We start from the raw sequence: 20,129 nt of genomic DNA, 5'->3' as shown, positions 1-20,129 counted from the left end.
AGAGGGTTCGGCAAGCCCGCAGGGCGTGGGTGAGGGGGTGTCTCCGGAGGAGCCACACTCGTCGAGACCCCCTCACCCTCGCTCCGGCTTCGCCTGCGCTTGCCGTGTCCCCTGAACGGTGACACGGCCCTCTCCCCGCCCGCGGGGAGAGGAGACGGCCGGTGCATCACCGGCGGAACGCCACTCTCCTTCGGTAACCCCCGATGACCCAGCACGTCGCTCCCCCGCTCGTCCTGATCCCCGAATCCGCCCCCTTCAACACCGACCAGCGCGCCTGGCTGTCGGGCTACTTCGCCGCCCTGCTCGGGCCGGCGGTCGAGGGCGCAACCGCCCTCGGGGCCGGCGAGGCGCCCGGCGGTCCGGCTCTCGCCGACAACGGCGATGCGCCCTGGCACGACCCGTCGATGGGCCTCGACGACCGCATGACCCTGGCCAAGGACCGCTCCGAGCCGCAGAAGCTGATGGCCGCCATGGCCCAGCAGGATTGCGGCCAATGCGGCTACAACTGCGCCGACTATGCCAACGCCATCTTCCTCAAGAAGGAGGAGCGCCTGAACCTCTGCCAGCCCGGCGGCAAGGAGACGCTCCGGATGCTGAAGAAGCTGGAGGCGGAGTTCGGCACCGCGGCCCCGGCCGGCGCCGCGCCCGCCTCCGACGACGCTCCGAAGGCGGAAGCTCCGGTCGGTCCCTACGGCCTCTGCCGCGAGAACCCGGCCGAGGCGGTCTTCCTCTCCCGCCGCCGCCTCAACGCGCCGGGCGGCGAGAAGGAGACCTGGCACATCGAGATCGATCTGACCGGCACCGGCATCGACTACGTCGTCGGCGATTCGCTCGGCCTGTTCCCCGCCAACGCCCCGGCCCTGGCCGACGCGGTGATCGCCGAGCTCGGCGCCCGGCCCGAGCGGGTCATCGCCACCAAGCTCGGCGAGAAGACCCTGCGCGACCATCTCCTCACCAACTACTCCCTCGGCGGCGCCCCCGACGGGCTGTTCCAGCTCCTCTCGCTCCTCACCTCCGGCGCGCAGCGCAAGAAGGCCCAGGCGCTCAGCGCCGGCGAGGATCCGGACGGCGACGCGGCCTATCTCGACGTGCTCGGCGCGCTCCATAAATTCCCGGGTGCCCGGCCCGACGCCGAGGTCTTCCTCGAAGCCCTCGACGAGCTGCAACCGCGGCTCTACTCGATCTCGTCCTCGCCCAAGGCCGATCCGGGCCGGGTCTCGCTCACGGTCGATGCGGTGCGCTACAGCCACCGCTCGCGCCTGCGCCTCGGCGTCGCCTCGACCCATCTCGGCGAGCGCCTGTCCGAGACCGCCAAGGTGAAGGTGTATCTCCAGAAGGCCCACGGCTTCGGCCTGCCGGACAAGCAGGACACCCCGGTCATCATGGTCGGCCCGGGCACCGGCATCGCCCCGTTCCGCGCCTTCCTGCGCGAGCGCGCCGCCGTGAAGGCGCCGGGCAAGAACTGGCTGTTCTTCGGCCACCAGCGCCAGGCCTCCGACTTCTTCTACCGTGACGAGCTCAACGGCTTGAAGGACCAGGGCGTGCTGACCCGCCTGTCGCTCGCCTGGTCGCGCGACGGGGGCGAGAAGACCTACGTCCAGGACCGGATGCGCGAGAACGGCCGCGAATTGTGGCGCTGGCTGGAGGAGGGCGCCCATTTCTACGTCTGCGGCGACGCCAAGCGCATGGCCAAGGATGTCGAGCGCGCGATCATCGACGTGGCGGCGACCCACGGCGGCAAGAGCCCGGAGGAGGCGGTGGCGTATCTCGCCGCACTCAAGAAGGCGAACCGGTACCAGGCGGACGTGTATTAAGACCGTACGAAACCCTGCTCGGTGCTCCCTTACGTCAATCACATCCTCCGCGTCATCCCGGGGCCGCGAAAGCGGAGCCCGGGATCCGGACACTCAGGTGGGAGAGGATGAAGCGGAACGGTCCGCGCCTCATCCTGACGGATCAGCGGTTCTGGATTCCGGGCTCCGCTTCGCGGCCCCGGAATGACGCAGAGGATGTCATTCCGTCGAGCACGCCGATCGCGTGCAAGCGCTCGTCAGCGTCACCCTGATTGATTGTTTCGGGTGAATTGCGATCCACCGTCGACTCCCGGCGGCTCGAACATTGCTTGTCCGCCCCCACCCGCACGCCCGGCGAAAGGCTCTTCCCATGAACCTGCACGTGCCGGCCCTCGCGCCCGAGGCCGCCCCCGTCCGCACCACCTGTCCGTATTGCGGCGTCGGCTGCGGCGTGCTCGCCCGGCCGGACGGGCAGGGGGGCGCCAGCGTGGCGGGCGATCCGCAGCACCCGGCGAATTTCGGCCGGCTGTGCTCGAAGGGCTCGGCGTTGGGTGAAACCCTGTCCCTCGACGACCGGGTGCTGCATCCGGCAATCGCCGGGCGGCGCGCGACCTGGGACGAGGCACTGGATGCCGTCGCCGAGGGCTTCAAGCGCACCGTCGCGGCGCACGGGCCGGACTCGGTGGCGTTCTACCTCTCGGGCCAGCTCCTGACCGAAGACTATTACGTCGCCAACAAGCTCGCGAAGGGCTTCATCGGCACGCCCCACGTCGACACCAATTCGCGCCTGTGCATGTCGTCCTCGGTGGCCGCGCACCGCCGCGCCTTCGGCTCCGACACCGTGCCGGGCTGCTACGAGGACCTCGACGAGGCCGACCTCCTGGTGCTGGTCGGCTCCAACACCGCCTGGTGCCACCCGATCCTCTTTCGCCGCATGCTCGACGCGCGGGCGAAGCGCGGCACCAGAATCGTGGCGATCGATCCCCGCCGCACCCAGACCGGCGAGGAGGCCGACCTCTTCCTCGGCGTGAAGCCCGGCACCGACACGGCCCTGTTCTCCGGGCTGCTGGTCCACCTCGCCGACGCGAACGCCCTCGATCCGCGCTACATCGCCGAGCACACCGCCGGCTTCGAGCCGGCGCTGGAGCGCGCCCGCCAGATCGCCCCGACGACCGCGGCCACGGCCGCGGCGACCGGCCTCTCCGAGGCCGAGGTCGCGACCTTCTTCGAGCTATTCCGCACCACGCCGCGGGTCGTCACCGCCACCTCGCAGGGGGTGAATCAGTCGGCGCAAGGGACCGACAAGGCCAACGCGATCATCAACTGCCACCTCGCCACCGGCCGCATCGGGAAGCCCGGCATGGGGCCGTTCTCGCTCACCGGCCAGCCCAACGCCATGGGCGGGCGCGAGGTCGGCGGGCTCGCCAACATGCTGGCGGCCCACATGCACTTCACCCCCGAGGAGGTGGACCTGGTGCGCCGGTTCTGGAACGCGCCGAACATCACCACCGGCGAGGGGATGAAGGCGGTGGCGTTGTTCGAGGCGATCGAGCGCGGCAAGATCAAGGCGTTGTGGGTGATGGGCACCAACCCGGCGGTCTCGATGCCCCGGGCCGACCGGGTGCGGGCGGCCTTGGCCAAGCTCGACACCTACGTGGTCTCCGAGGTGGTGGCCGACACCGACACGGTGCGGGCCCGCAACGCCATCGTGCTCCCGGCCCTCGCCTGGGGCGAGAAGGACGGCACGGTGACCAATTCCGAGCGCCGGATCTCGCGCCAGCGCGCCTTCCTGACAGCCCCGGGCGAGGCGCGGGCCGATTGGTGGATCATGGCCCAGGTGGGCCAACGCCTCGGCTATTCCAAGGCCTTCGCCTGGCCGAGTGCCGCCGCGGTGTTTCGCGAGCACGCCGCCCTGTCGGAGTTCGAGAACCGCGGCAGCCGCGACTTCGACCTCGGTGGGCTCTCCGACATCACGGACGCCGCCTACGCCGCGGCGGCGCCGGTGCAGTGGCCGCTGACCCGTAAGGCCAAGGCGCCGCAGACGCGGTTCTTCGCCAATGGCGGCTTCTTCACCCGCGACCGCAAGGCCCGCTTCGTCGCGGTGCAGAAGCCGGTCCTGGCGCAAGCGACCAGCGACGCGCTCCCCTTACGCCTCAATACCGGCCGGGTGCGCGACCACTGGCACACGCTGACCCGCACCGGGAAGAGCCCGCGCCTCTCGGCCCACCGGGCGGTACCCTTCGTCGAGATCCACCCCGACGACGCGGCCGCCGCCGGCCTCACCGAGGGCGACCTCGCCCGGGTCCGCACCGCCCATGGCGCCGCGGTACTGGAGGTCATGGTGACCCCGGGCGCGCAACCCGGCGTCCTGTTCGCCCCGATGCACTGGAGCGAGGCCAACACCTCGGACGGCCGCGTCGGCGCCCTCGCGCAGGGCGCGGTGGACCCGGTCTCGGGCCAGCCGGAGCTCAAGGCGACCCCGGCCTCGATCGCCCCCGAGCCCTACCGCTCCCGCGGCTACCTCATCACCCGCGAGACGGTGGCGGCGCCCTTCGGCTGGTGGTGGGCGAGGGCGACGCTGGAAGGGGCGACCGGCCTGATCGTCGCGACCCAGGACGGTCCGAGCGAGGCCGCCGCCCTGATGCGCGAGCTGTTTCCCGGGGCTGCCTTCAGCGAGTACGCCGACCCGGGGCGCGGCCGCTACCGCGCCGCCGCCTTCCGCGACGGGCAGCTCCTCGGCGTGATCGCCCTGGCGCCCGCCGCCGAGCGCCCGACCTGGGACGCCGCCAAGGCGTTCTTCCGCACCCAGGAGCTGCTGGAGCCCTCCGCCCGCCGGGCGCTCATCTCCGGCAGGGCCGAGAGCGCCGGCACCGGGCCGCTGGTCTGCGCCTGCCACACCGTCGGGCTCGATACGATCCGGGCGGCGATCAAGGGCGGGGCGCACGGGGTTGAGGCGGTCGGCGCGGCGTGCAAGGCCGGCACCAATTGCGGCTCGTGCATCCCTGAGATCCGCAAGCTGCTGGCCGCGGAACTTGCACCCGCTTCCGCATAGGCGCATCTGATGGCGCAGGATTTCCCGAGACTCGTTCCAGAAGCTTCCCTTCCCATGCGTACGCCCCGCGCTCCCCGCGAGACCCGCTCCCCGGGTCTCGAGCCCCTGGCCGTGCTCCCGGTCTTCGTGACGCTCACGGGCAAGCGCGCGGTGCTGGCCGGGGCGAATGGCGGCGCGGCCTGGAAGGTGAAGCTGCTCGCCGCCGCCGGCGCCCATGTCGACGTCTTCGCCCCCGAACCCACCGAGGAGATGCGGGGCGCTCCCGCGGAGGCCGTCGCCGGCACGGTCGTGCTGCACGAGCGCGACTGGTCGCCGGCCGATCTCGAGGGCGCGGCCTTCGCCATCGCGGCCTTCGAGGACGAGGGCGAGTGCGAGTGCTTCGTCGGCGCGGCGCGCGCCGCGGGCGCGATCGTCAACGCCATCGACCGGCCGCATCTCTGCGACGTCTCGTTCGGCGCCATCGTCAACCGCTCGCCCCTCGTCGTCGGCATCTCGACGGAGGGCGCCGCGCCGGTCTTCGGCCAGACCGTGCGGGCGCGCATCGAGGCGATGCTGCCCGCGGGCTTCAAGGCCTGGGTCGGGGCCGCCCGCGACTGGCGCGCCGAGGTGAGCGCGCGCTACCACGCCTTCGGCGAGCGCCGGGCGTTCTGGGAGCGTTTCACGGACCGTGCCTTCGCCGAGCCGGAGCGGGCGCCGGTCCGCGCCGACCTCGACGCGCTGCTGGCCGAGAACGACGCCGCGCCGACGGGCGGCAGCGTCGTCCTGGTCGGGGCGGGGCCGGGCGACGCCGAGCTCCTGACCCTCAAGGCCCTGCGGGCCCTGCGCAGCGCCGACGTGATCCTGTACGACGACCTCGTCGCGCCGGAGATCCTCGACTACGCCCGGCGCGAGGCCCGCACGATGCTGGTCGGCAAGACCGGCCACGGCCCGTCCTGCCGCCAGGACGACATCAACGCTCTGATGGTGTCGCTGGCGAAGAGCGGCAAGCGGGTGGTGCGGCTCAAATCCGGCGACCCCCTGGTGTTCGGCCGCGCCGGCGAGGAGATCGACGCCTGCCACGAGGCCGGCATCCCGGTCGCGGTGGTGCCCGGCGTCACGGCGGCGCAGGGGGCGGCGGCCTCCCTCGGCATCTCGCTCACCCACCGCGACGCGGCACGGCGCCTGCAATACGTCACCGGTCACGACCGCCGCGGGGCGCTTCCCGACGACCTGAACTGGAAGGCGCTGGCCGATCCCACCGTGACCACGGTGGTCTACATGCCCAAGCGCACCCTGCGCAGCCTCCTCGCCCAGGCCGTCTCCGAGGGCCTGCCGCCCGCGACTCCGGCGCTGGTGGTGTTCAACGCCACCCGGCCCGACCAGGCGGTGGTGCGCGGTGAGGCCCGCGACATCGCCGACCGGGTCGAGGCGGCCGGGCTCGAGGGGCCGGCGATCGTGATGGTGGGGGATGCGCTCGGGCGGGGCGTGCAGGCGGATCAGGTTCCCGCCATTCCGCCCGCGGTCCTGGAGGCGGCGGAGCGGGCGAGCGTCTGATTGAATGCCTGACTACGCTGGCGGACCGAACTGAAACCCTCCGCGTCATCCCGGGGCCGCGCAGCGGAACCCGGGATGACGCGATGATACGGTCGATCGTCGTTCAGAAATTTCAGCCGTTTGCAGTTGCGCCAGGTTCTCTCTGCCTGATTGTTTAGCGGCACCACGCATCGACAGCTGACCATGCCGATAATGCCGCCCCGCCCCCCGGCAGAGAGGGGGCGGGGACAGCGTTCATATCGACAGGGGCAGCCCCCGCGCGGCTTCAGCGCTGTTGTTGCTGCGGTTGCTGCTGGGCCTGCTGCTGCTGGATCAGCGGAGTGATGCGCCGCACCGTCACCCGGCGGTTCTCCCGCGAGGCGCTCTGGGTGTTCACCTTCAGGTACTGCTCGCCGTAGCCCTGCGTGGTCAGGTTCTCGGGCGGCACCTTGAAGTCGCGGGTCAGCACCTCGGCCACCGACTGGGCGCGCCGGTCGGAGAGCGAGAGGTTGTCGACGTCGGCGCCGACCGCGTCGGTGTAGCCCTCGATCAGAAAAACCTCCTGCGGGTTGTTCTGGACCGCCTGGTTGATCGCCGCCGCGATGGTGGCGAGGCGTTGGGCCTGATCGGGCGTGACCTCCCACGAGCCGGTGTCGAAGGTGATCGTGTCGATGTCGACGCTGCGCATCCGGGCGCGCAGGGTCGGGCTGTAGCGCACCTGATCGAGGGTGTAGCGCCGCTCGACCGGTGCGACCGGCGGGGCGGTCAGCGCCTCGTAGATCGCGCCCTGGTCGGCCCGCTCCGCCTCGACCACGTAGCGGTCGCGGGGGATGCGGATGTCGGGCGGCGGCAGCACGACCACGTCCTGCTGGATCGACCGCGGCGGGCCCGCGTAGGAATTGTCGATCAGCACCACCTCGCGTCCGTCCGGGCCGCGGCGGTAGCGCCGCAGCAACCGGCCGTCGTCGTCCACCACCGTGAAGACCTGGTAGCCGCCCGGGCGGTCGATGATCGTCACCGTGTCGCGGCCGCGCCGCTCGATGCGGGCGTCGCGGTCGAGCAGGCGGAAGCGCTCGGTCTCGTCGTGGCGCAGGAAGTAGCGGTCGTCGTCGCGCACGATCACGCGGCCGGGCTCGCGGATGATCAGGCGGCCGTTCTCGTTGTACTCGCGCCGGGCGCGGCGGACGTCGTCGTAGCTGCGCACGTCGATGTCGCCACGGCGGAAGCCGCCCGGGACGTAGTCCGGCGCGTCGCGGCGATACCCGCCGGGCAGGTCGCCGCGGTCGTCGGGGCCGCGCCGGTCGAAGTCCCGCCTGTCGTCGCCGCGGCGGTCGAAGTCGCGACCGTCCCGTCGATCGAGGTCGCGGCCGTCTCGACGATCGAAATCGCGCCGGTCCTGATCGCGCGGGTCGCGCCGGTCGAAGTCGCGGCCGTCGGACGGCGTGCCGGCGCCGCCGGGCACGAAGGGCCGGCCCGGCACGCCGGGCTGCTGATTGGGCGGCAGCGGCGCGCCGTTCGGGCCGGCGCCGGGGGCGTCCGGCCGGCCGGGTCCGCGACCCGGAGCGCCCGGCAGCGGCTCGCCGGGCGCCGGCGGCGCCGCGCGGCCCGGGGCAGGGGGCTGGCCGGGAGCGGGCCCTTGGCGATCGGGACCTTGGCGATCGGGACCTTGCCGCTCGGGTCCTTGACCGGGTGCGGGCGGCTGGCCCGGGCCGCGCTGGCCCGGCGCGTCCGGCCCGTGGCGCTCGTCGCGCGCATCGGGACGATCGTCGCGGCGGTCCGGCCGCGCGTCGGGAGTGGGGCGTTCCCGCTGGTCGGGACGCGCGGCGGGGCCGCGATCCTGCGGCGGGGCCGGCGGACGGCCGGGCTCCTCGCCACGCGGGCCGCGCGGCTCCTGACGATCGGGGCGCTCCGGGCGATCGGGACGGTCCGGCCGCTCCTGACGATCGGGGCGTTCCTGGCGATCGGGGCGTTCCTGGCGATCCGGCCGCTCGGGCCGATCCGGACGGCCCTGCGGGCCGCGCTCCTGCGGTTCGGGCCGCTCCCGCTGCTGGGGTTCGGGCCGCTCGCGAGGCGGCGCCGGGCGCTCGCGCGGTTCCGGCCGCTCGGGTCGCTCCTGCCGAGGCTCGGGGCGTTCCTGTCGGGGCTCGGGGCGCTCGCGGGGCTCGGGCCGCGGCGCCTGCCGCTCCTGTCGGGGTTCCGGCCGCTCTTGCCGGGGCTCGGGGCGTTCCTGCCGCGGTTCGGGGCGCTCGCGCGGCTCCGGCCGCTCGGCCGGGCCCCGCTCCGGGCGCGGTCCGCCGCCCGGGCCGCCGGGGCCGCCATGCCCGCGCTCACCGCCTGGGCCCCCGGGACCTCCGGGTCCGCCCGGACCACCGGGGCCTCCCGGCCCGCCGGGCCCGCGCTCTCCCGGCCCGCCCTGGGCCAGCCGGATCACGTCGTCGCCTCGCACCGCCGATGGGCCGGCAAGAGAGTGGCCGGCAAGAGCTTGGCTGGCGAGAGCCTGGCTCGCCAGAATCGGCTGGAGCAGCAGCGCCGGCAGGATCGTGCCGGTCAGCAGCAGCGCGCGGGCAGGGCGCATCGGGTGGAACCTCTCGTCCGTCGTCGGTCCCTTCGAACACCTTGACGGCGAGTTGGTTCCCTGCGGTCAACCGGCCCGGGGCGCTCGCGCCGGGCCGGGCGGCGTCACGGGGTGGCGACGGGAGCGGCGCCCGGGGCCGGGACCGCCGCCACGGCAGCCTGCGGGCCGTCCGCCTTGGCGGTGAGCGGCACCGGGATCAGGTTCGGGGCGATGATCCGCACCGCGGGACGCTCCTCGGGGGTGGCCGGGCGGGCGGATTCCGCAGCCTCGGCGGTACCGTCCTCGACCCGGGTGGCGGCGGTGGCGGCCAGGGTCGCGGCGGCCCGGTCGGCGCGGCCGACCAGGCTCAGGCGCACCTTCGGCCGCGACATCGCCTCGGCCTGGGCCGGGGTGACGAAGATGTCGCCCTTGTGGCGTACCAGCATGCTCTCGGCCTTGACCAGGGCCTGCGCCCAGGTCTGCGTGCCCTTGCACGAGCAGTTCGGCACGAAGGTCTTCTGGAACTTGAAGGCGTTCGCCAGGGCCGAGTAGGCGCGCTTGGTCTGGATCGCGGCGGCCTGGGTCAGGCCGCCGTCGCTCGGCGGCATCGAGTAGGCGGCGGCCTCGGCCCCGGGGCAGAGCGCCTGGCACATCTCGTCGGCGCCCTCCCGCCCGTCGGGCAGGTTCGGCATCGGGAAATAGGCCCCGTCGCACATCCGCACGCAGATCACCTGCGAGCCGCCGCGCCCGAACCCGTCGGCGGGCTTCGGCTGGGAGGCCGCGGCGCTCTGCAGGCCGGTGCAGGACTCCTTGACGGCAGCGATCAGCTGCTCGCGGCGGGCGTTCGAGACCTCGCGGGCGCCGGCGCCGTAGCCGGCATTGAGGGCGCGGATGCGCTGCTCGACCTGGGCGCATTGCGGCGGCCGCATGTCGAAGAACAGGAAGCGCCCACCCTCGCAGCCGATCGACTGGCGGTAGGCGACGAGCTGCTGGATCTCCTCGATCTGGCCGCGGTTCGAATCCCGCTGCAGGCCGGCGAGCTCGGCGCGGAAGCGCTGACAGGCGGCCGCGTTGGGCTCGGCCAGGGCCGCCTGGCACAAGGAGAGGATCGCAAGGACGCCGGCGATGAGCCGGACCGTGAGGCGTAGCAGCGGCATGGCGTTCGGGGACCGGCCGTGATGCGAGGACGATCCGCCCTTGAGAGGAGGGCGGCGGACGAGAACGAGCCGCCCCGCGGGCGGGGACGCCAAGCGTGGCAGGACGGGACGGCTCCGTTCTAACCGCCCTCGCCGCCGTGCGACAGCCTCCCTACATACGTTAAGCTTCTTCAAGGAAAGGTTGATGCGATGGTGTGGCGGCGGGGTCTCACGGCTCTCTGCGGGGTGGCCTGTCTCGGGCTCACCACGGGCGCGGCGCTGGCCCAGGAGCCGGACCGGATCTTCGACAAATCGACCGTCTGGCGGCCGCTGACACCCAACGACAAGCTGGTGGTCTACGGCATCGACGACCCGGACGTGGCCGGCGTCGCCTGCCACTACACCCAGCCGGAGAAGGGCGGCATCAAGGGCACGCTCGGCCTCGCCGAGGAGGTCTCCGACATCTCGCTCTCCTGCCGCCAGGTCGGGCCGGTCAAGTTCAAGAGCAAGATGAAGCAGGGCGAGGTGGTGTTCAGCGAACGCCGCTCGCTGATCTTCAAGAGCATGCAGATCGTGCGCGGCTGCGACGCCAAGCGCAACACCCTGATCTACATGGTCTACTCGGACAAGGTGGTGCAGGGCTCGCCGAAGAACTCGACCTCGACGGTGCCGCTGATGCCGTGGGGCACCGAGGCGCCGCCGAAATGCGGCGACTTCCTGGGCTGACCCTCCGCGCCGCCGACCTCTGCTGCTTCGTGTCCGGGCCCGCGCTTGCGCGGGCCTTTTTTCGTCCGCGCCGGATCGTGCCTCCGGGCCCGGGCTCGCCGCCGCGCCCGTGCCCCGCCGGCCCGCCTCATGCCGATTCGGGACAGCATTAACGATCCGGTAACCATGCTGCGCGCTTCATGGCTCCCGGTAACAACTCGTCAACCGCCGTGACCAGCATCAGCCTCACTCGCCCCTCCCTCCCGCTGCGCGGCCGCTCCTTCCGGGCGCTCGTGCTCGCGCCGGAGACGCCGCTCGGCGACTGGTTCTCGCACCTGGATGCCCTGGTGCAGCGCTCGCCGACGCTCTTCTCCGAGCGCGCCGTGATTCTGGACGTCTCGGGCCTGGCCAAGGACTCCCTCCGGGGGGACGCGGCCGGATCCGAGGCGGCCGAGCCCGCCGAGGACGATCACGATGCCGCGGCAGCGACGCCCGACATCGCCGGCCTCGTCGACGAGCTCAAGCAGCGCGGCATCCGCATCATGGGCGTCGAGAAGGCCGAGCCGGCCTGGCTCGGCCCGGCGCTGCCGCCGCTGCTCAGCGGCGGACGCCCGGCCGCGATGGCGGAGCCGGACGCCGACGTCGCCGAGGCCAAGCCGCCGGAACCCGTCAAGCCGCCGGAGCCGCGCAAGCCCAACTCCCTCGTCCTCGAGACCCCGCTGCGCTCCGGCCAGTCGGTCTACCACCCCGAGGGCGACGTGACGGTGATGGGCTCGGTCGCCTCCGGCGCCGAGATCCTGGCCGGCGGCTCGATCCACGTCTACGGGGCGCTGCGCGGCCGCGCCATCGCGGGTGCGGGCGGCAACCCCCGGGCCCGGATCTGCTGCCGCAAGTTCGAGCCCGAACTGATCGGCATCGACGGCCTGTTCCGCACCGCCGACACCACCGACCCGAAGCTGCGCAAGAAGGCGGTCCAGGTCTGGCTCGAGGGGGAAACCCTCCGCATGGCCGCCCTCGACTGACGACAACGGCCGGACGGGGCTTCGCGGGCGCCTAACGCGCTCCGGCCCGCCCGGCCGACACACCCGAACACGACACTCGAACAACCCCGTGAGCGCGCGACCCGGCATCCGGGGCGCCGCATCATCCCGATTGTCCGGGGGGAGCATTGTCCATGGCCAAGATCATAGTGGTGACGTCCGGCAAGGGCGGGGTGGGCAAGACCACCACGACGGCGGCCCTCGGGGCCGCCCTCGCGCAAGCCGGGCAGAACGTCTGCGTGGTCGATTTCGACGTCGGCCTGCGCAACCTCGACCTCATCATGGGCGCCGAGCGCCGGGTGGTCTACGACCTGATCAACGTCGTCCAGGGCGACGCCAAGCTTCCCCAGGCGCTGATCCGCGACAAGCGCCTCGACACCCTGTCGCTGCTCCCCGCCTCGCAGACCCGCGACAAGGACGCGCTCACCGACGAGGGCGTCGCCCGGGTGATCGGCGAGCTGCGCGAAAAGTTCGACTGGGTGATCTGCGACAGCCCGGCCGGCATCGAGCGCGGCGCGACGCTGGCGATGCGCCACGCCGACATCGCGGTCGTCGTCACCAACCCCGAGGTCTCCTCGGTGCGCGATTCGGACCGGATCATCGGGCTGCTCGATTCCAAGACCGAGCGGGCCGAGAAGGGCGAGCGGCTGGAGAAGCACCTGATCCTCACCCGCTACGACCCCAGCCGGGCCGAGCGCGGCGAGATGCTGAAGATCGACGACGTGCTCGAGATCCTGTCGATCCCGCTGCTCGCCGTGATCCCGGAGAGCGAGGAGGTTCTCAAGGCCTCGAACCTCGGCAGCCCGGTGACGCTGAACGCGCCCCAGAGCGCCCCGGCCCGTGCCTACACGGACGCGGTGCGGCGGCTCAAGGGCGAGACGGTCGAGATGATTGTTCCGTCCGAGAAGCGGTCGATCCTGGGCAAACTCTTCCCCCGGAGGGCGGCATGAACCTGCTGAGCTTCCTGTCGCGGCGCGGCACCGCGCCGGTGGCGCGCGAGCGGCTCCAGATCCTTCTCGCGCACGAGCGCAACGGTTTCGGCCGCTCGGACCTGGTGGCGGTGTTGCGCGAGGAGATCCTGGCGGTGATCGCCAAGCACGTCGCCATCGACCAGGAGAAGGTGAAGATCACCATGGAGCGCGGCGACGCCGTCTCGACCCTGGAGATCGACGTCGAGCTGCCGAAGGCCGTCCACCGGGCAGCCTGATCACTCGGGGAATGCCCCGAGGCCTTGCGCTCACGGCCGGACCGGGCGATTCAGGCGCTCCGGAGCCGGACGGAGCGAGCTGTTGGCGGACGCCTTCCCACTGCACGACAAGCTGGCCCTGGTCACCGGGGCCGGCAGCGGCATCGGCGCGGCCCTGGCTCTCGGCCTCGCCCGGAAGGGGGCCCGCCTCGTCCTCGTCGACCGCGATCCCGACGGTCTCGCCCGCAGCGAGGCCGCCGTGCGGGCGCTCGGGCGCGACGTCGGCACGCATGCCTTCGACATCACGGATTGTGCGGCGGTCGCCGCGCTGCCGGAGGCGGTCGCCGCCCGGCACGGGCCGCTCGACCTCCTGATCAACAATGCCGGCGTGGCGCTCGCCGGCCGCTTCGCCGATGTCGAGCTCGACGACTTCGACTGGCTGATGGACGTCAATTTCCGCGCCGTGGTGCGGATGACCCGCGCCTTTCTCCCCGTTCTGGAGAGCCGGCCGGCGGCGCAGATCGTCAACCTCTCGAGCCTCTACGGCCTCGTCGCCCCGCCGGGCCAGGCGGCCTACGCGGCGAGCAAGTTCGCGGTGCGCGGCTTCTCCGAGGCGCTGCGGCATGAATATGCCGGCACCAACCTCGGAGTGAGCGTCGTGCATCCGGGTGGCGTGGCCACGGCGATCGCCCGCAACGCCCGCGTCGGCCCTCGCCTCGATCCCGCCGAGGTCGCCAGCGGCAAGGCCGCCGTCGAGCGCCACCTGCGTCTTCCCCCCGAGGCGGCGGCGGCGCGCATCCTGCGCGGCATCGCCCGGCGGGAGCCCCGCATCATCGTCGGCCGCGACGCCGCCCAGGTGGCGCTGATCCAGCGCCTGATGCCGGTGCGGTACTGGTCGCTGATCGCCCGCGCCATGGAGTAATGCATGCCGAGCCTGCGCGCCCACGTCTTCGACTGGATCATCCGCTGGCAGGTCCGGCCGAAGGTCGCCCGCGCCGGGGGCGACGTCGCGGCGATCCGCCGGGTCCTCAACTCGGGCAGCTTTCCCGAGCCGCCCGGCCTCGCCTTCCGCGAGGGCAGCGTCGGCGGGATCGCGGGCGAGTGGGTCGAGCGCCCCGGCCTCGCACCGGACGCCCCGCGGCTGTTCTACCTGCACGGCGGCGGCTTCATCGCCTGCTCGCCCCGCACCCACCGGCCGATCACCGGCGCCTTCGCGCTCAGGGGTTTCCGGGTGTTCTGTCCCGATTACCGCCTCGCCCCCGAGCATCCCTTTCCGGCGGCCCTCGACGACGCGGCCGCCTGCTGGTCCGCCTTCGCCGCCTCGGGGCCGGCGGGGATCGCGGGCGATTCCGCCGGCGGCAACCTGGCGCTGGCGCTGATGCTGCGGGCGCGCCGGGACGGCCTGCCGCAACCGCAGGCCGCCGTTCTGTTCTCGCCCTCGACCGACATGCTGGGTGAGGGCGACTCGATGCGCAGCAATGCCCGCCGCGACGCGATGTTCGATCCGACGAAGCTGCAGCACCTCGTCGACCTCTATCTCGGCGGGCACGACCCCGCCGACCCGCTCGTCTCGCCGCTGCGCGGCGACCCCGCCGGGCTGCCGCCGCTGCTGTTCCATGTCGGCGCCCGCGAGGTTTTGCGCGACGATTCGGTGCGCTTCGCCGAGAAGGCCAAGGCCGCCGGCGGCTCCGCCACCGTGACGGTCTGGCCGGTGGTGCCGCATGCCTGGCAGCTGGCGCAGTCGTTCCTGCCGGAGGCGCGCCGCTCCCTGTCCGAGGCCGCCGCCTTCCTCGAGAGCCACGTCAAAGCCCCGGAGGCGGTCCGGTGACGGACACGCCCGCCACCACGCCGCAGCCGGCGCCCTGGCCGGACAAGCCGCTCGCGGTGCTGGTGATCGGGGCCGGCTTCTCCGGCCTCGCCATGGCGATCCGGTGCCGGCAATCCGGCATCGACGACCTCTTCGTCGTCGAGAAGGCGGAGGCGGTCGGCGGCACCTGGCACGAGAACACCTATCCGGGCGCGGCCTGCGACATCCCGGCCCATCTCTACGCCCTGTCCTTCGCCCCGAAGCCCGACTGGACCCGCACCTATGCCGGCCAGCCGGAGATCGCCGCCTACCTGCGCGAGCTGGTCGCGCGGTTCGATCTCGCGAAGCACATCGCCCTCTCCACCGCGGTCACCGGGGCGGTCTGGGACGGCACGCGCGCGCTGTGGCGAGTCGAGACCGATCGCGGCCCGCTGGAGGCGCGGGTGCTGGTCTCCGGCATGGGGGCGTTGCACCACCCGGCCATTCCGTCGATTCCGGGCCTGCACACCTTCCTGGGCGCCCTCTTCCACACCTCTTCCTGGGACCACGGCGTCTCGCTGATGGCCAAGCGCGTCGGGGTGATCGGCACGGGGGCGAGTGCGATCCAGGTCGTGCCGGCCATCGCCCCCGAGGTCGAGCGCCTGGTGCTGTTCCAGCGCACGCCGCCCTGGGTCATGCCGCGCAACGACCGGCCGATCGCCCCGCGGCTGCGGGCGTTGTTCCGCCGCCTGCCGCCGGTGCGCCGCCTCGTGCGCGAGATCCAGTTCCGGGTGCGCGAGGCGCGGGCGGCTTTGGGCTTCACCCGGGTCTCGGGACTCACCCGCCTCGCCGAGGCCGCGAGCCGGCACCACCTGCGCCGGCAGGTCGCCGATCCCGACTTGCGCGGAAAGCTCACCCCGCCCTACCGCCTCGGCTGCAAGCGGGTGCTACTCTCCGACGAGTACTACCCGGCCCTGACGCGGCCGAACGTGACGCTGGAGACCGGCCCGATCCGCGCCGTCACGCCGGACGGCGTGACGATGCAGGACGGCCGCCACCACCCCCTCGACGTGCTGGTGCTCGCCACCGGCTTCGACACCACCGCCTCCCTCGCCCGGGTACCGGTGGTCGGCCGCGACGGGCTGATCCTGGCCCGCGCCTGGGGCGAGCGGGTCGCGGCGCATCGCGGCGTGGCGGTGGCGGGATTCCCCAACTTCTTCATGCTGCTCGGCCCCAATACGGGGCTGGGCCACAACTCGGTCGTGCTGATGATCGAGGCGCAGGTCGAGTACGTGCTCGCCTGCCTCGCCGAGATGAAGACCCGCACCCTCGCGGCGATCGAGCCGTCGCCGGAGGCGCAGGCGCGCTACCTCGCGGATCTCGAGCGGCGGCTCGCCGGCAGCATCTGGCAGCAGGGCGGCTGCGCCAGCTGGTACCAGGACGCGGCCGGGCGCAACATCGCCCTGTGGCCCGGCACGGTGACGGCGTATCAGCGCGCGATGCGGGTGCCGGACTGGGGCGAGTTCGTCCTCACCCCGGCGTAGGCGCTGGTCCCGGTTGCAAGAGTCTTTGGACGCATCGCTGCGCTGCGGCGATAGCGCTTTGCGCCCGTCACAGACGCGTGCTATCGGCCGGTGCCAACTCAATCCAGGCTTTTGCCAGGCATCTGCCAGGCCAATCGCCCGGGGCGACCCGATTTGGCGGCTTCCGTAAGGGCCGCACGCACGAGGAGTTGGTTCATGGCCCGCATCGGCACCGATACGATCATCGAGGGCCTGACCTTCGACGACGTCCTGCTCCGCCCCGCCGCATCCTCGGTGATGCCGGCCGAGGTGAATCTCGGCACCCGCCTCACCCGCTCGATCCGGCTCAACATGCCGATCATCGCCTCGGCGATGGATACGGTGACCGAGGCCCGGATGGCCATCGCGATGGCGCAGAACGGCGGCCTCGGGGTGATCCACCGCAACCTCGAGCCGCCGGAGCAGGCCGAGCAGGTCCGCCTCGTCAAGAAGTACGAGTCGGGCATGGTGCTCAACCCGATCACCATCCACCCGGACGAGACCCTGGCCGACGCCTACGGGCTGATGCGCCAGCACGGCATCTCGGGGATCCCGGTGGTCGAGCGCGGCCCCAACGGCTCGCGCGGCAAGCTCGTCGGCATCCTCACCAACCGCGACACCCGCTTCGCCACCAACCAGAGCCAGCCCGTCGCCGAGCTGATGACCCGCGACCGGCTGATCACCGTGCGCGAGGGCGTGACCCAGGACGAGGCCAAGCGCCTGCTGCACCAGTTCCGCATCGAGAAGCTGCTCGTCGTCGATGACCACTACCGCTGCATCGGCCTGATCACCGTCAAGGACATCGAGAAGCAGGTCGCCTACCCGAACGCGATCAAGGACGAGCAGGGCCGCCTGCGGTGCGCCGCCGCCACCACCACCGGCGACGGCGGGTTCGAGCGGGCGGAGCGCCTGATCGATGCCGGCTGCGACGTGATCGTGGTCGACACCGCCCACGGCCACTCGGCCAAGGTGCTGGAGAGCGTCCGCCGGGTGAAGACCCTGTCGAACGCCGTGCAGGTCATCGCCGGCAACGTCGCGACCCGCGAGGGCGCCCAGGCGCTGATCGATGCCGGCGCCGACGCCATCAAGGTCGGCATCGGCCCGGGCTCGATCTGCACCACCCGCATCGTCGCGGGCGTCGGCGTGCCCCAGCTCACCGCCATCATGGAGGCGGTCGAGGCCGGCAACGAGGCCGACGTGCCGGTGATCGCCGACGGCGGCATCAAGTATTCGGGCGACCTCGCCAAGGCGATCGCCGCCGGCGCCTCGGTGGCGATGCTGGGCTCGCTGCTCGCCGGCACCGACGAGGCCCCGGGCGAGGTCTTCCTGTACCAGGGCCGCTCGTACAAGAGCTATCGCGGCATGGGCTCGGTCGGCGCCATGGCGCGCGGCTCGGCCGACCGCTACTTCCAGGCCGAGGTCAGCGACACCCACAAGCTCGTGCCGGAGGGCATCGAGGGCCAGGTCCCCTACAAGGGCCCGGTGGCGGCGGTGCTGCACCAGCTCTCGGGTGGCCTGCGCGCCGCCATGGGCTATGTCGGCGCCCCGTCGATCCCCGAGATGCAGGAGAAGGCGCAGTTCATCCGCATCACCAATGCGGGCCTGCGCGAGAGCCATGTCCACGACGTGACGATCACCCGCGAGAGCCCGAACTATCCGGGGCGGGTGTAAGCGGCGGGGTGACCGGCGGGTCCGCCTCGCAGGGTCGTCTGAAGGTAAGGTCCTTCGCACTGCCGGACAAAATGTGCCGGCAGTCGGTCTATCACGAGCCACTCCCCTTTCCCGGACGACTGCAGCGAAGCGGAAGGAGATCCGGGATCCAGGGGAGAAGTGCCGCGAAGCGGCTCTGAATGCTGCATCGTCGCAGACAAGCAGACGCTTCGCGACTTTTTGCGCTGGATCCCGGATCTCCTTCCACTTCGGTTCAGTCGTCCGGGAAAGGGCGGCGTGGCTCTCGATAAACCATTGCGCCTGCGGCATGCGGCGTGCGGCGGAGCCGAGGAGTTCAGGTTCCGAGCAAGCCGCAGCCGATCGCCCGACGATCCATCACGGCTTCTCCTCCGCCGGGCCGTGCTTCTGCGGACGGTGGCCGTCCTGGCCCGGGTGGTTGTGCTTGTTGTGGTCGCGGCTCTCCTGGTGGGTGGAGGGCGGCCGGGTCGGATCGGCGCTGGTGCGGATGCGGGCGCCGCCGCCGGCCGGGACGTTGGGGCCGTCCTTGCCCTCGATCAGGCGGATGTTCTGCGCGTGGGTCTTGTCGCCGTGGGGCTTCTCGCCGGCCATGGGCTTCTCCTGTCGCGGATGAGCCCGGCCAACTCCGGCCGACTGGCCCTGTTCCTCACCAGGCCGGCGCCGCGGCGCCGAGGGGGCCGGCGGGCCGGTCCCAGGCCATCGGCACGCCGTCGAGGGCGAGCGGCGGGCGCAGGCGCAAGGCCGGGCCCCAGCCGGTCGGCTCCGGCACCTCCGCGAAATCCCCCCGCTCCGGGGCGGCGGGCGCCGCCTCGGCCGGGGCCGCCGGTGCGGCGGCCAGCAGGGCGGCGGTGCGGGCGAGCGACAGCCGCGCCGCAGAGCCGCGCCCGGTCGCGAGGCGCCGCGTCAGCCCGTGCAGGCAGGCGGCTGCCATGAGGTAACCCGTCGCGTGGTCGAGGGCCTGGACCGGCAGCGGCACCGGCTTGTCGGCGCCGGCGCGGACCATCCCGGCCTCGGCGAGGCCGCTGCTCATCTGGACCAGGCTGTCGAAGCCGCGCCGTCCCCGCCATGGCCCGCTCCAGCCATAGGCGTCGAGGCTGACGTCGATCAGGCCCGGCCGCAGGCGGGCGCGGGCCGCTTCGTCGAGCCCGAGGCGGGCCAGCGCGTCCGGCCGGTAGCCGTGGACCAGCACGTCCGCCGTCGCGAGCAACGACTCGAACCGTGCCCGCCCGGCCGGGTTCGTCAGGTCGAGGCGGGCGCAGGCCTTGCCGAGGGTCGTCTCCGGCACCACGCCGGGCTCCTCCCAGCCCGGCGGATCGAGGCGCAGCACGCTCGCGCCGAACCCGGCGAGGAAGCGGGTCGCCACCGGGCCGGCGAGCACCCGGGTCAGGTCGAGGACGCGTAAGGAAGCGAGGGGGCGGTCGGGCCGCGCCCCCGTCAGGCCGGCCTCGCCGGCCCCGCCCGCCTCCCAGGCGACCAGGGGCTCGGCCGCCACCGCCGCTCCCTGCGGATGGGCGGCCCAGGAGGCGGCCGGGCGCATCGCGGCGGCGCAGCCGCCGGCCGCGACGACCGCCGCTTCGAGGTCGTCCACCCGCCAGGCCGCCACGGCGCCCGACACCGCCTCCCGCTCCGGCGCGGTGCCGAGCACCGCCAGGGCCGCGTCGCGGTGATGCGGCGCGTTGGTGTGCAGGCGGATCCAGCCATCCGTCGCCCGGTAATCGCCCGCCACGGGGTCCCAGAGCGGCGGCAGCGCCCATCCGCGCGGGTGGAGCGAGCGGGCGAACCAGAACGCGGCGAGGCGCCGGTCGACCGTCACGCCCGGATGCCGGCCGAAGCGGTTCTCCATCAGCTCGGCCAGCGCCAGCCCCGCCGCCGCGACCGAGGCCGCCGCAAGGTCGCTGACCGGGTAGACCGACGGGAGGGCGCCCGCCCCGGTCACCGTCACCGGCGGCGCGGCCTCGACGCCGAGGCCGCGCCGGATCGCTCCCAGGATCGCCCCGAAGGCTGGATTGCCCGTTTCCCTCGTCATCACCCGCTCCCGCGTTCGCCTGTCGTGACAGAAGCGCGCCGACGGGGTCAGATCGTCAATCTTGATTACCCGAATCAACGTCGCGTCC

At 72.8% G+C, this 20,129-nt stretch carries 15 protein-coding genes; 11 read left to right on the top strand and 4 right to left on the bottom strand.

What is annotated here, in order from left to right; translation table 11 throughout:
- The first annotated feature begins 203 nt into the window (after nt 1–203).
- The 3 genes from DK412_RS19430 to cysG all read left to right on the top strand — a co-directional run bounded on the left by DK412_RS19430 (nt 204) and on the right by cysG (nt 6,378).
- Nucleotides 204–1,814, top strand: coding sequence for a sulfite reductase subunit alpha (locus tag DK412_RS19430; protein WP_109973283.1), 1,611 nt, complete (start codon nt 204–206; stop codon nt 1,812–1,814).
- 349 nt (nt 1,815–2,163) lie between these two features.
- Complete coding sequence (locus DK412_RS19425) at nt 2,164–4,845, top strand: nitrate reductase (RefSeq protein ID WP_109973282.1); 2,682 nt, start codon at nt 2,164–2,166, stop codon at nt 4,843–4,845.
- Nucleotides 4,846–4,899: 54 nt separating this feature from the next.
- A complete protein-coding gene (gene cysG, locus DK412_RS19420) occupies nt 4,900–6,378 on the top strand; it encodes a siroheme synthase CysG (RefSeq protein ID WP_109973281.1) in 1,479 nt (492 codons plus the stop codon).
- A gap of 265 nt (nt 6,379–6,643) precedes the next feature.
- On the opposite strand, the gene DK412_RS19415 is transcribed toward cysG, so the two are convergent.
- Together DK412_RS19415 and DK412_RS19410 are read right to left on the bottom strand one after the other, a co-directional pair.
- On the bottom strand, nt 6,644–8,932 hold the full coding sequence (locus DK412_RS19415; RefSeq protein WP_109973280.1) for an OmpA family protein: 2,289 nt from the start codon (nt 8,930–8,932) through the stop codon (nt 6,644–6,646).
- Nucleotides 8,933–9,036: 104 nt separating this feature from the next.
- Nucleotides 9,037–10,068, bottom strand: coding sequence for a DUF2865 domain-containing protein (locus DK412_RS19410; RefSeq protein ID WP_109973279.1), 1,032 nt, complete (start codon nt 10,066–10,068; stop codon nt 9,037–9,039).
- A 189-nt stretch (nt 10,069–10,257) separates the two neighbouring features.
- On the opposite strand from DK412_RS19410, the gene DK412_RS19405 reads away from it, so the two are divergent.
- The 8 genes from DK412_RS19405 (at nt 10,258) to guaB (ending at nt 17,997) form a co-directional block, all read left to right on the top strand.
- On the top strand, nt 10,258–10,773 hold the full coding sequence (locus DK412_RS19405) for a CreA family protein (RefSeq protein ID WP_109973278.1): 516 nt from the start codon (nt 10,258–10,260) through the stop codon (nt 10,771–10,773).
- Between the two features lie 209 nt (nt 10,774–10,982).
- Nucleotides 10,983–11,774: a septum site-determining protein MinC gene (minC, locus tag DK412_RS19400; protein ID WP_109975380.1), complete on the top strand. Its 792-nt coding sequence runs from the start codon at nt 10,983–10,985 to the stop codon at nt 11,772–11,774.
- 152 nt (nt 11,775–11,926) lie between these two features.
- On the top strand, nt 11,927–12,742 hold the full coding sequence (minD, locus tag DK412_RS19395; RefSeq protein WP_109973277.1) for a septum site-determining protein MinD: 816 nt from the start codon (nt 11,927–11,929) through the stop codon (nt 12,740–12,742).
- The gene (gene minE, locus DK412_RS19390; protein ID WP_093566219.1) at nt 12,739–12,999 is read left to right on the top strand and encodes a cell division topological specificity factor MinE; all 261 of its coding nucleotides are present in this window, start codon (nt 12,739–12,741) and stop codon (nt 12,997–12,999) included. Before minD ends, minE begins: the two co-directional genes overlap by 4 nt.
- 82 nt (nt 13,000–13,081) lie before the next feature.
- Nucleotides 13,082–13,900, top strand: coding sequence for an SDR family oxidoreductase (locus DK412_RS19385; RefSeq protein ID WP_109973276.1), 819 nt, complete (start codon nt 13,082–13,084; stop codon nt 13,898–13,900).
- Between the two features lie 3 nt (nt 13,901–13,903).
- Nucleotides 13,904–14,806, top strand: a complete 903-nt coding sequence (locus DK412_RS19380) for an alpha/beta hydrolase (RefSeq protein ID WP_109973275.1) — start codon at nt 13,904–13,906, stop codon at nt 14,804–14,806.
- Nucleotides 14,803–16,308 (top strand): NAD(P)/FAD-dependent oxidoreductase, encoded by a 1,506-nt coding sequence (locus DK412_RS19375; RefSeq protein WP_245447096.1) that lies wholly within the window; start codon nt 14,803–14,805, stop codon nt 16,306–16,308. The genes DK412_RS19380 and DK412_RS19375 overlap by 4 nt, the downstream gene beginning before the upstream one ends.
- A 195-nt stretch (nt 16,309–16,503) precedes the next feature.
- Nucleotides 16,504–17,997 (top strand): IMP dehydrogenase, encoded by a 1,494-nt coding sequence (guaB, locus tag DK412_RS19370; RefSeq protein ID WP_109973274.1) that lies wholly within the window; start codon nt 16,504–16,506, stop codon nt 17,995–17,997.
- Between the two features lie 375 nt (nt 17,998–18,372).
- On the opposite strand, the gene DK412_RS19365 is transcribed toward guaB, so the two are convergent.
- Together DK412_RS19365 and DK412_RS19360 are read right to left on the bottom strand one after the other, a co-directional pair.
- Nucleotides 18,373–18,606, bottom strand: coding sequence for a hypothetical protein (locus DK412_RS19365; RefSeq protein ID WP_109973273.1), 234 nt, complete (start codon nt 18,604–18,606; stop codon nt 18,373–18,375).
- A 55-nt stretch (nt 18,607–18,661) separates the two neighbouring features.
- Nucleotides 18,662–20,041 (bottom strand): CoA transferase, encoded by a 1,380-nt coding sequence (locus tag DK412_RS19360; RefSeq protein WP_109973272.1) that lies wholly within the window; start codon nt 20,039–20,041, stop codon nt 18,662–18,664.
- Nucleotides 20,042–20,129: the final 88 nt, after the last annotated feature.

Source organism: Methylobacterium sp. 17Sr1-1, from assembly GCF_003173775.1.
In the GTDB taxonomy this organism is placed as follows: domain Bacteria; phylum Pseudomonadota; class Alphaproteobacteria; order Rhizobiales; family Beijerinckiaceae; genus Methylobacterium.
Note: the sequence above shows the minus strand (reverse complement) of the source record. Positions and strands in the feature narration are given on the sequence as shown.

Bases quoted from the DNA above. Each gene is read 5' to 3' on its own strand.
- DK412_RS19425 (WP_109973282.1), top strand. From the start codon at position 2,164: ATGAACCTGCACGTGCCGGCCCTCGCGCCCGAGGCCGCCCCCGTCCGC.
- DK412_RS19365 (WP_109973273.1), bottom strand. From the start codon at position 18,606: ATGGCCGGCGAGAAGCCCCACGGCGACAAGACCCACGCGCAGAACATC.
- cysG (WP_109973281.1), top strand. From the start codon at position 4,900: ATGCGTACGCCCCGCGCTCCCCGCGAGACCCGCTCCCCGGGTCTCGAG.
- DK412_RS19380 (WP_109973275.1), top strand. From the start codon at position 13,904: ATGCCGAGCCTGCGCGCCCACGTCTTCGACTGGATCATCCGCTGGCAG.
- DK412_RS19430 (WP_109973283.1), top strand. From the start codon at position 204: ATGACCCAGCACGTCGCTCCCCCGCTCGTCCTGATCCCCGAATCCGCC.
- DK412_RS19415 (WP_109973280.1), bottom strand. From the start codon at position 8,932: ATGCGCCCTGCCCGCGCGCTGCTGCTGACCGGCACGATCCTGCCGGCG.
- minE (WP_093566219.1), top strand. From the start codon at position 12,739: ATGAACCTGCTGAGCTTCCTGTCGCGGCGCGGCACCGCGCCGGTGGCG.
- guaB (WP_109973274.1), top strand. From the start codon at position 16,504: ATGGCCCGCATCGGCACCGATACGATCATCGAGGGCCTGACCTTCGAC.
- minD (WP_109973277.1), top strand. From the start codon at position 11,927: ATGGCCAAGATCATAGTGGTGACGTCCGGCAAGGGCGGGGTGGGCAAG.
- DK412_RS19405 (WP_109973278.1), top strand. From the start codon at position 10,258: ATGGTGTGGCGGCGGGGTCTCACGGCTCTCTGCGGGGTGGCCTGTCTC.
- DK412_RS19360 (WP_109973272.1), bottom strand. From the start codon at position 20,041: ATGACGAGGGAAACGGGCAATCCAGCCTTCGGGGCGATCCTGGGAGCG.
- DK412_RS19410 (WP_109973279.1), bottom strand. From the start codon at position 10,068: ATGCCGCTGCTACGCCTCACGGTCCGGCTCATCGCCGGCGTCCTTGCG.